The organism is Pelomonas nitida, assembly GCF_043555975.1.
GTDB classification, from domain to species: domain Bacteria; phylum Pseudomonadota; class Gammaproteobacteria; order Burkholderiales; family Burkholderiaceae_C; genus Pelomonas; species Pelomonas nitida.
The window spans coordinates 568,904-579,813 of sequence record NZ_JBIGIA010000001.1; the positions used below are offsets into that span (position 1 = coordinate 568,904).

At 61.1% G+C, this 10,910-nt stretch carries 7 protein-coding genes; 5 read left to right on the plus strand and 2 right to left on the minus strand.

Annotation, left to right across the window (positions count from 1 at the left end):
* Positions 1 to 34: 34 nt before the first annotated feature.
* Together ACG00X_RS02490 and ACG00X_RS02495 are read left to right on the plus strand one after the other, a co-directional pair.
* Positions 35 to 1,180, plus strand: a complete 1,146-nt coding sequence (locus ACG00X_RS02490) for a BMP family ABC transporter substrate-binding protein (RefSeq protein ID WP_394486342.1) — start codon at positions 35 to 37, stop codon at positions 1,178 to 1,180.
* A gap of 376 nt (positions 1,181 to 1,556) precedes the next feature.
* Positions 1,557 to 2,621 (plus strand): adenosine deaminase, encoded by a 1,065-nt coding sequence (locus ACG00X_RS02495; protein WP_394486343.1) that lies wholly within the window; start codon positions 1,557 to 1,559, stop codon positions 2,619 to 2,621.
* 114 nt (positions 2,622 to 2,735) lie between these two features.
* Here the strand turns inward: ACG00X_RS02495 and ACG00X_RS02500 are convergent, their stop codons facing one another.
* Positions 2,736 to 3,959 (minus strand): glycosyltransferase, encoded by a 1,224-nt coding sequence (locus tag ACG00X_RS02500; protein ID WP_394486344.1) that lies wholly within the window; start codon positions 3,957 to 3,959, stop codon positions 2,736 to 2,738.
* A 487-nt stretch (positions 3,960 to 4,446) separates the two neighbouring features.
* Between ACG00X_RS02500 and prsT the strand changes: the two genes are divergently transcribed.
* Complete coding sequence (prsT, locus tag ACG00X_RS02505) at positions 4,447 to 7,221, plus strand: XrtA/PEP-CTERM system TPR-repeat protein PrsT (RefSeq protein WP_394486345.1); 2,775 nt, start codon at positions 4,447 to 4,449, stop codon at positions 7,219 to 7,221.
* A gap of 67 nt (positions 7,222 to 7,288) precedes the next feature.
* Here prsT and ACG00X_RS02510 read toward each other — a convergent pair whose 3' ends face one another.
* Positions 7,289 to 8,443 carry an NAD-dependent epimerase/dehydratase family protein gene (locus ACG00X_RS02510; RefSeq protein WP_394486346.1) on the minus strand — a complete coding sequence of 385 codons (1,155 nt, stop codon included), beginning with the start codon at positions 8,441 to 8,443 and terminating at the stop codon, positions 7,289 to 7,291.
* 387 nt (positions 8,444 to 8,830) lie between these two features.
* Between ACG00X_RS02510 and pepA the strand changes: the two genes are divergently transcribed.
* Both pepA and ACG00X_RS02520 read left to right on the plus strand, forming a co-directional pair.
* A complete protein-coding gene (gene pepA, locus ACG00X_RS02515) occupies positions 8,831 to 9,664 on the plus strand; it encodes a flocculation-associated PEP-CTERM protein PepA (protein WP_394486347.1) in 834 nt (277 codons plus the stop codon).
* A 213-nt stretch (positions 9,665 to 9,877) separates the two neighbouring features.
* Positions 9,878 to 10,669, plus strand: coding sequence for a PEP-CTERM/exosortase system-associated acyltransferase (locus ACG00X_RS02520; RefSeq protein ID WP_394486348.1), 792 nt, complete (start codon positions 9,878 to 9,880; stop codon positions 10,667 to 10,669).
* Positions 10,670 to 10,910: the final 241 nt, after the last annotated feature.

A 10,910-nucleotide genomic window follows, 5' to 3' on the forward strand; every position in this document is an offset into this window, starting at 1 on the left:
ACCCTTCCCAACCGCCATCCTTCAGGAGAAACGCATGACATTCCCCGCTTCTCGTCGGACCTTTGCGCTCGCCGCGCTGGCCGCCGCTGCCGCGCTCACGGCCTGCTCGAAGAAGGACGAGCCGCCGGTGGCCGCCGGGCCGGCAGCTTCCGCGGCCGCCGCCAAGCCGGAGCCGCTGAAGATTGCCTTCGCCTACGTTGGCCCGGTGGGCGACGGTGGCTGGACCTTCGCGCACGACAACGCCCGCAAGGCGCTCGAAAAAGAGTTTGGCGACAAGATCGCGACGACCTTCGTCGAAAAGGTGCCCGAGGCCGCCGACGCCGAGCGCGTGTTCAACGACCTCGTCGGCCAGGGCAACAAGCTCGTGTTCGGCACGACCTTCGGCTACATGGAGCCGCTGCTCAAGGTGGCGGCCGAGCACAAAGACGTCAAGTTCGAGCACGCCACCGGCTACAAGACGGCCGACAACCTGCGCACCTACGACAGCCGCACCTACGAGGGCGCCTATCTCGCCGGGGTCATCGCAGGCTCGATGACCAAGACCAACACCCTCGGCGTTGTCGGCTCCATCCCCATCCCCGAGGTCATCCGCAACATCAACAGCTTCACGCTCGGCGCGCAGAGCGTGAACCCGAAGATCAAGACCAAGGTCGTCTGGGTCAATGAATGGTTCGACCCGCCGAAGGAAACCGACGCCGCCACGGCGCTGATCAACGGCGGCGCCGACGTGCTGATGCAGAACACCGACTCCGCCGCCGTGCTGAAGACGGCGGAGGAGAAGGGCAAGCGCGCCTTCGGCTGGGATTCCGACATGAAGGCCTACGGCCCCAAGGCCCACCTGGGCTCGGCCGTCATCAACTGGGCGCCGTACTACATCCAGGCCACGCGTGAGGCGCTGGACGGCAAGTGGGCCACCGGGAAAGCCTGGTGGGGCGTGAAGGAAGGCGCCATCGACATGGTCTCCATCGCCGACGACGTGCCGGCCGAGGTGAAAGCCAAGGTCGAGGCGGTCAAGGCCGGCTTGAAGGACGGCAGCTTTGTGATCTGGAAGGGGCCGATCATCGACAACGGGGGCAAGGAAGTGCTGGCCAAGGATGCGCTGGGCGACGACGCGTTCCTCGGTGGCATCAAGTTCTTCGTCAAGGGCGTTGAGGGCAAGGTGCCTGGCGCGGGGAAGTAGGAGCCCCTCGGCCAAGGCCTGCCTTGGCCGGTCCCCCGAGGGGACGGCGATGCTTGCGGCATCGAGCCGCCAGCACATCGCCCGACGGGCCGGCTTGGGGCGGCCCGGCGCTCGGCCCGACCATGCACGACGCCCATGAACGAGGAGCCCCTCGGCCAAGGCCCGCCTTGGCCGGTCCCCCGAGGGGACGGCGATGCTTGCGGCATCGAGCCGCAATCACATCGCCCGACGGGCCGGCTTGGGGTGGCCCGGCGCTCGGCCCGACAATGCACGACGCCCGTGAACGAGGAGCCCCTCGGCCAAGGCCCGCCTTGGCCGGTCCCCCGAGGGGCGGCTTGGGGCGTCCGGGCGCTCGTCCCACCAAGTCACGACGGCCATGACCACTGACATCGACTTCAACCGCATTCCCCGCTCGGCATTGCCGGGCCTGCTGGCCCGTGCCCCCAAGGCCGAGCTGCACATGCACATCGAGGGCTCGTTGGAGCCCGAGCTGATCTTCGCGCTCGCTGAGCGCAACGGGGTGAAGCTGCCCTACGCCAGCGTCGAGGTGCTGCGTCAGGCCTATGCGTTCACCGATCTGCAGAGCTTTCTCGACATCTACTACGCTGGCGCGAGCGTGCTGCTGCACGAGCAGGACTTCTACGACATGGCCTGGGCCTACTTCGAGAAGGCCGCGCGCGACAACGTCGTTCACACCGAGCTGTTCTTCGACCCGCAGACGCACACCGTCCGCGGCGTGCCCATGGGCACGGTCATCGAAGGCCTGTCCCGTGCCTGTGCCGATGCGCAGGCGCGCCTGAACGTCAGCGCATCGCTGATCCTGTGCTTCCTGCGCCACCTCAGCGAGGACGACGCGCTCGCCACGCTGGAGCAGGCGCTGCCCTATCGCCAGCACTTCATCGGCGTTGGCCTGGACAGCTCGGAGCTGGGCCACCCGCCGAGCAAGTTCCAGCGCGTGTTCGCGCGGGCGGCTGAGCTCGGCCTGCATCTCGTCGCCCACGCGGGAGAGGAGGGGCCGCCGGCCTACATCGAGCAGGCGCTGGACCTGCTGCGCGTGGAGCGCATCGACCACGGCGTGCGCGCCGTCGAAAGCCCGTCGCTGATGGTCAAGTTGGCGCAGGAACGCGTGCCGTTGACGGTGTGCCCGCTGTCCAACGTGAAGCTGTGCGTCGTGCGCGACCTTGCCGACCACCCGCTGCCCAAGCTGCTCGACGCGGGGTTGGCCGTGACGATCAATTCCGACGACCCCGCCTACTTTGGTGGTTACATCAACGACAACCTGCTGGCCTTGTTCAACGCACTGCCGCAATGGGGGCCGCGGGAAGCGCATCAACTGCTGCGCAACAGCCTGGAGAGCAGCTTTGCAGCTGAGCGACAGCGGGGGCGCTGGATGGAAGCACTCGACGCGGCGTTCCAGGCAGCCGTCGTCCCGGGCCACTGACATGGCCGTGGCCTGAATCTCGGGGTGGCGCTCATGTGCCCGGCGTGACGCCGACGCAGCTTGCTCGCCGTGGGCGGCCTCAAGGGTGGAACGCTCGCAACGGCGCCACCGAATTCAGCGGGCCTGGGCCGGCTCGCGACCCAGCATGCGCCGGAGCAGCATCGGAAATCGCTGCGCTGGCGCGCATTCGGCCATCTCGCGCTGCAGTGCGGCCGCTCGCATGCCGTAATTCGGCTGGGTCGCGATCGCACGCAACGCTGTTCGCAGCTTGGCGGGCGTGGTCTCCCCGGCGCGGAGGAAGGTGCCGGCGCCGGCATCCTGAATTCGGGTCATCGTGAGCACTTGGTCGAGGTTGGAACAAATCCCCAACACGGGCCTCCCAACGGCCAGCGACTGAAAAGCGGTGGCACTCCCCCCGTTGCAGATCACCAGTGAGGCGATTTGGGCAGCATCCACGCCGGGCAAATAGCTGGCGGCCCAGACCTTGGGGTGTTTCGAGTCGAATGCCTGCCGCCCGGCCGTGGCCACGATGCAGGCAAAGCCTTCGGCGAGGCAGGCTTCAACGATGGTGGGCAACAGATCGACGCTGCCGGTGGAGCCCAAGGTGATGTAGACCCGTGGCTCGGGTGAACTCATGGCCTCGTTCCACCATGCCGGCCTGGCCATGGCGGGCGACCACACGATGGGCCCGATGTATTGATGCGTCGCCGGTGCGCCTGATGTCGGCGTGAGTGACGGAATATCCGCATACAGCACCATGTCGCCGTCGCAATAATATTCTTGCAGCGACGAATAAGAGGGTATGCCCTGCTGTTTTCTTATTTTGTTGATGGCGGCGCAGTGGGATTTGCTGGCCATCGGCCAAGCCAGGCGGAATATCTTGTCGAAGAGTCCGAAAGACAAGAGTCGCGCAATGGGAATATCGGGCGCGAACATTTTCGTCGCCGTGGCGTACGGGCTCCAGTGCGCGTTGCACAAAGACATCAACGGCACGCCGACCAATCGGGCTGCGATGGTCAATGACAGCCGAAAGTCGCCGATGACGCAGTCGGGCTTGGCCTTCTGCAGCAACGCGATATCTGCGTTGATATAGGCCGTCAGTTCGGCCTCGGTATAAACAGGTTTGCCTCTCCCAAGGCGCTCGAGAAATGTGGCCGGGTCGATGGACTCCAGCGGGTGAAGTTCCCAGTCCGGACTTGGTGCACACACGGGAAATTGACCGTTGCTGGCAAAGGCGATGTCGTAGGCCTGACGATCGACAGCGCCTGCAAGCACCGTGGGCCGGGCAACGTGCGCGAGTGAGACCCCTTCGGCAACAAACAGTAGTTTTCTACGCATTGGCCTCTCCACGTCGTACCCACAAAATTGGTGCCATTCGCATCGCACGATACCGGCATCCGATGCAGCCGTCGATCGGACGGCTCGACGCGCGGTGCAGCCGCAGACGCTCGATGCTCGTGGTCGGCGCTGGGCTCCTTGGCCCGCTTGTGCTGCCAGCCCAGCGCAGCGACCTTGTGCCAGTGATGGGCGAGGCGGCCTGGCTCAGGCGGTGCTGGCGATGCGTTGATCGCCTTCATGCCGGGCCTGCACCCCCTGTTTGGTGGTCCCGATACGGCAGCGTTGACGAGGGGGGCTGCGTTAGCATGCCCGGCGCCTGCTGAACTTGCAGGTTTCCATTTGTGCGATGCCGGCTCGCCGCGAAGCCGGGGTTTGATGAGCCCCTTTTGCGATATCCGGCGGCATTTGCTTGGCTAGAAATCAACCAACGCGGGCGCGATGTGTCGGTTTACTGCGCCAATCCAGTTCACGAATTATTGGGCTTCAGGTGAAAAATAAACTAGGCGCGTATCCGCTGCTCTGTCTGCTGACTGCTGCGCTGCTGGCCGGCTGCTTTGGCGATTCAGTAGACCAGCTGCTGTCGTCGGCAAAAGTCAGCATGGATCGTGGTGACCGGCGTGCTGCCATGATCTATGTGAAAAGTGCGCTGCAAAAGAATCAAAACTCTGCGGATGCACGCTTCCTGCTGGCGAAAATTTTGCTGGAAAGTGGCGATGCTGCTGGTGCTGCCATCGAGATTTCGAAGGCTGCCGACCTGAAATTTCCGGCCGATCAAACGGTGCCGATCAGTGCCAAAATCCTCGTGGCCAAAGGCGAGTGGGAAAAAATCATCAGGCAGTATGGTTCGCTGAAGTTAACCGATAAATCTGCACAAGCGGATTTGTCCGCCTCGCTCGCCGTGGCTCATTTCAGCTTGGGGCACTTGAAAGAGGCAAGAGCTGCGTTGGATTTTGCCAATCAGGTGGATCCGAGCAATGTGTTGGCCAAATTGCTGAACATCAGAATGTTGGCCGCCCAAAACGAACTTGCCGAAGCATCTGCCGCGATGGACGCCTTGCTGGCCGCCCAGCCAAAACGCTCCGACGTGTGGCAGTTGAGCGGCGAGTTGCTGGCGCTGAAAAATCAGCCGCGCGATGCGCTGGCTGCGTTGCAAAAGGCTATCCAGCTGGACCCGACGAATCTGCAGGCGCATCAGCAGGCGCTGAACGTTCTCCTGAAGGATGGTGACGCGGGCCAGGCTGGCGAGCAGTGGGAGTTGCTCCGCAAGCAGTTGCCCAACCACCCGCAGACGCTGTATTACGGCGTCGTGACCGCTTATAGCGATCACAAATATCAACTCGCGGCCGATAGGTTGCCGGCACTGTTGAAGGCGGCAGGTGATGATGGCCGGGTTCTATATCTTGCGGGTGCTGTTCAATTTCAGCTGGGCGGATTGCCGCTGGCAGAGTCCTATTTGAACAAGGCGGTGGTCACCGATTTCGCCAAGGGTTCCCCGGGCGTGCGTTTGCTGCTTGCCCGTACCTATGTGCGCATGGGGAATGCGAGCAGGGCGCTGGCAACTCTTCAGCCGCTGATGGAATTGGCAGCAACGACGCCAGGCGTTTACTCCGTTGCAGCCGAGGCGGCATTGATCGACGGCGATGTCCACAAGGCCGAGTCGTTCTTCGCCCAGGCGGCCGCGATGGATCCGGGTGATGTACGCAGCCGCACGATGCTGGCCGTGGCAAAGATACGTGAGGGCCGTGAGGTGGAGGGGATTGCAGATCTGCGCGCCATCTCTGCTGAGGATGGCGGCTCGACAGCAGATTCAGCGCTCATTTCTACCTATATCTCCAAAAAGAACTTCGATGGCGCGCTGAGCGCGATCTCCGCTCTCGAGAAGAAGCGTCCTGCAGACCCGGAGCCGCTTGTGCTACGCGCGCATGTCGAAAATATGCTGGGGCACAAGGATGGCGCGCGCGCCGCGTTTGAAAAAGCGCTTGCAATGTCGCCGCGATACTTTGCTGCGGCCAGAGGGCTTGCCGACCTGGACGTCCAGGCAAAGCAGCCTCAAGACGCCATCGCCCGCTTCGAGAAGATGATTGCGGCGGATCCTCAGAATACCAATGCGAGATTGGCCGTGGTCGGCCTCAAGGCGCAGATGGGAGCGACCAAAGCAGAGACAGTCGAGGCGCTGAAGGCTGCGATCCGCGCTGCCCCCTCCGATGCCGGGCCGAGGCTGGCGCTCATCAAGGTGTTGACCGAAGCGCGAGATGCGAAGCAGGCCGTGGCCGCAGCGCAGGAGGCCGCAGCTGCAATCCCGAATCGAGCGGATATCTTGATTGCATTGGCTGAAAGCTATTTTGCTGTGCGCGATTTTAATCAGGCGGCAAGTGCTTATCGATCGATCGCCGCACTGCAGCCAAGTTCGCCTTATCCCTACTTGCGGATGGCGGAAGCACATGCTGCGAATTCGGATCCTCAGGCGGCGGTGGTGTCGCTGAAAAAAGCGCTGTCGATCAAGCCTGATTATTTTGATGCTCAGGCGGCTTTGCTGTCCTTGGAAATGGGTGCCAACCGATTGGATGAGGCGCGTTCGTTGTTGAAGCAGGTGCAGGCTCAGCATCCGAACCAAGCCAATACGCTGGCGCTGACGGGTGATTTCGAAGCGGCAACGAAGAATTGGCCGGCGGCAGCTCGATCCTATCGGCAGGCCTTTGATCTTCAGCCATCGACCCCTCTCGCGATGAAGCTCTATCGCGTGCTCGATACCTTGAATATGGAAGCCGAGAAAGCCAAGCTGGCTGATCAGTGGCTGAAGAAGTATCCGGCTGATGTCACCTTTATGGCCTATGTGGGCGATGTGGCCTTGCGTCGAGCCGATGAAAAGGCTGCCCTTGAATGGTACGGAAAAGTCGTCAAGGTGCAGCCGGAAAACTATGTGATGCTCAACAACATTGCGTGGCTTCTTGCAAAGGCAAAGAAGCCAGATGCGTTGAGCTATGCCTTGAAGGCAAATAAAATCAAGCCGGACTCTCCGGAGTTGATGGATACATTGGCTGGCATCTATGCGGACGATGGAAACCTGCCGAAGGCCATCGAGATCGAATTGAAATCCTTAGAGATTGATCCGGCGTTCCATTCAAATCGACTGAATGTTGCAAAAATGCTGTTGAAAGCCGGAGACAAGGCTGCGGCCCGGGTGCATCTGCGCAAGCTCTTGGCGTTGGGGCCGTCGTTCGGGCAGCAGGCCGAGGTGGAACGTCTGCTTGCGGGCCTTTGAAGCTGCGATTGGCGCGAGACAGGGATGTCGGATTGAACGTGTTGGTTCGGCGTTGCCGCTCTCCACGTTAGCGCGGAGCGAAGTTCTGGTGATTTTCCTTTGGGGCGAGGCCTGCATGTGCCAGCTCGCCCAGCGCCGCTGCTGAGCGATCCTCCGCAATCGGCTGCGTCTGCACCCAATCGCTGAATGCCTGAAGGCCTTCAACCAGAGAAATTTTGGGAGTAAATCCGAGCAGCGATTTGGCGAGCTCCAAATCGGCGTAACAGTGCCGGATGTCTCCCAGACGAAAGTCGCCGCTGACCTGCAGCTCGGAGGTGCTTTTGAGTAATTTTCCCAGAAGCTTGGCGATTTCGAGGATGGTGGTGGCGCGCCCCGAGCCAACGTTCAGCGCGGTGAATGTTGGTAGGTCGGCATGCAATGCGGCAGTTATTGCGCTTACGACATCGCGAACGTGAACGAAATCCCGTGTCTCATGCCCATCTTCGAAAATATTGATGGGCAGTCCCTGGCGCATGCGATTTGAAAATATGGACAGGATCCCGGTGTAGGGATTCTTTAAGGATTGCCGCTCCCCGTACACGTTCTGAAATCGCAGTGCCACGACCGTCAGGCCATAGGCGTCAGCTATCAATCGACCAAGCACCTCATTGGCCAACTTCGTCGCCGCATAGATAGATGCGGGAAATGGGCTAGCGTTCTCTGGCGTTGGAATCAACTCCAGCGTCTCACCGCAGGGGCCCGTTGGTTCGAAGCGGCCGAGTTTCAGGTTTTCCAGGCTGCGCGGGCCAGGCACGAAGGTCCTTGAACCCAGTCGATAGGCTCCCTCGCCGTAGATTGATCGGCTCGATGCCAATACGACACGCCGGATGTGCCGGTGCTTGGTTACAATTGCTTCAAGCAACGCGGCAGTTGCCTGCTGATTGACATCGTAATAGTGGGAAATCTTGTACATCGATTGCCCTGTGCCCGTCTCTGCGGCCAGGTGCACCACCATCTGCACGTCTTTCAGAGCATTATCGACGGCGCTCTGATCTCGGACATCGGCGCGAATGAATTTGACGCCACCGTCCGGCTTCAGCCATGAATAATCCGATGTAGGAACCTCGCCATGCACCTGCGCACTGAGGCTGTCTAAAACAGTCACGCTGTGACGCGACATCAATAGCGACCCAACGAGCCAAGAGCCGATGAATCCGGCACCACCGGTCACCAAGATATTCATATCAACCTCCGGCTCTGAGTTCATTGCGTGCGGGCGGTGTGCATGCCACGATCGTCAACGCGAATCACCGACTCATCATTGAGCAGATTTTTGCGGATGGCAAGGTTGCCGGGCGTGCCCACGCTGTTGCATGAATCAGCGTGCTGGGATGTATGGATTGATGGGGTACAGGCTCAAGACCATTGAGGCGGCGTGAGACATGCCGACTTGCGGGGCAAGGGCGCCGCTGCAGCCATCTGTGTGTCGATCGGCTTTACACAAAGCGGCCTGCGGGCCGGTTGAGGTGCTGGAAGTGTTATCAAGTTGTTGATTTTAAAGGTGTTTCTTTCTTTGGCACGAGGTGTGCTTTAAGACGCTCGGGCTTGTTCCATAGATGGAGAACGAAACATGAATGCTCTGAAGCGCGGCCTTATCGGTCTCGGCTTGTCTGCCACCCTCGGTGCGGCGGGGGCGGCGACGATCACGACTCCCGAAGGCGTTTACAACAACTTCGGCGGCTTTGACTGGACGTCTGCGGCCTCGGTGTTGATCAGTGGCTACACGATCACGAACGCCAGTCCGACGGGTTCGTCGCAGGTCATCGACGTCTACTACAACGCGTTCGCGGTCAACATCCAGGACGCGACGGGCGGTAACTTCATTACCAACGACCTGGTCAAAGGCACGGGCAACGGTACGGCGAATGGCTACGAGGTCACAATCGTCGCGCACCTGAAGGAAATGGTGTCCTGCGTCAGCGTGACTGGCTGTTCGCTCGTGACGATCACTCCGATGGTCGGGGAATGGAGCGTCTTCCTGGACGAAACTCCTGACGCCAAGCTGAGCAACCAAACGGGCTTTGGCGATGGCATTTCGCTGCTGACAGGCACCTTTAATGGCGGTCAAGCAGCTGCTGGTGTCCAGGGTGCAACGAACCCCGGCAATGTGGTGCTCGGCACCCAATTCGGGGGCGAAGTGTTGACCACGAACCTGTCCTACATCAATCCGGCGCTGAGCGGTACCAGCGTCGTTTCGACCTTGCAGTTTGGCAACAAGGTCACTGCTTGGGCAGCGCCGAGCACTTGGCTGGGCAATGGGTTCAACGGCGTGCCGCAAGGTGCTTTTGTCGGTCAGGCTGACGCCAACCAGAATTTCCATGTTCCTGAGCCGGCGTCGCTGGCGCTCACGGGCATCGCGTTGGCTGGTGTCGGCTTCTTTGCTCGCCGTCGCAAGCAAGCTTGAAGCCCTGGCAGGCTTAGCCGGACCGTGGGCGATAACACGGCTTAAAAAGGGGCCCCTTTGGGGCCCCTTTTTTGTCGAATGAGAAGAGCAGCTTCAAACCTTGGCGTGGTGATCGCCCAGCGCAGGGCGATCATCTGGGCAGCGTGCTGAGCCTTTGTGTCGCGGAAGGTTCACCATTGCAGACCGACGAACCCGAAAATCCAGAGGCCTCCAGTGAACACAACCTCAATCGACGGAAATCTTGGGAGCAAGTTCGAGGAGTGGTTTGAGCTGACCCCGGCTTTGGACCGGGGCAGTCTCGAACTGGTTCATCGGATTCGGCATGATGTGTATTGCCGCGACCTGGGCTGGGAGCCGGTTCGGCCCAGCGGGCTCGAAATCGATGCCTATGACCAGCATGCTTTTCATTGCTTGCTGAAAAAGCGCGGCACGGGAGTGCCGGTCGGCTGCACGCGGGTGATCATCGCGAACCCGGCCAATATGTCGGAGCCGCTTCCCTTCGAGATGAGCTGCCGTGACGTGTTGAACCGGGAGCTGGTGGATCCAGCGCGATTGCCTCGCGATGCCGTGTGTGAAGTGTCTCGTCTGGCCGTGATGAACACCTTCCGTCAGCGCAAGGGGGAAACATCTCAGGCGGCGTCCATTTCAAACGAGGACTTTCAAAGCCGGGCCAGCGCGCCGCGCTTTCCTTTCATCCCGGTGAGTCTGTATCTCGGCGCGACGGCGATCGCGCGCCGCCTCGGCATCGCCAATATTTTTGTGCTGACGGAGCCGCGGCTGGCCAGCCATTTCTCGCGCATCGGCTTTGATCTTCAGGTGATCGGCGGTGAAATCGACCACCGAGGCAAGCGCGTGCCCTCGTTGATGACGACGAGCAAGATCATCAAAAATCTCAGGCCGATGATCCAGCCGCTGTACCAGATGATCGAGCGGTCGGTTGAAGCCGCATTTCTAGAGCATCCTGAGGCGTTGCACCGTACACCGGTGCTGGATTCGCCGCGCTGAGCTAGCCCGGATATCTCGCGAGGTACGCGGGAATTGCGTGGATGCCAGGCGCCGGGGGATGCGCCGAGACGGCCGCAGCCAATGCCCGCAGGCATTGGCGAGGCCTTGAGGGGCTCCCGAGTTCGACACCAACCGCCGTAAGTGCCTGATCCGTATAGGCTGGCCCTTCGGAATTGCCACTACAGCAGGGTCAGTTGGGTGTCGATGGTCGGTTTCTTGATGCGAAGTGCGGCCAGGGCTT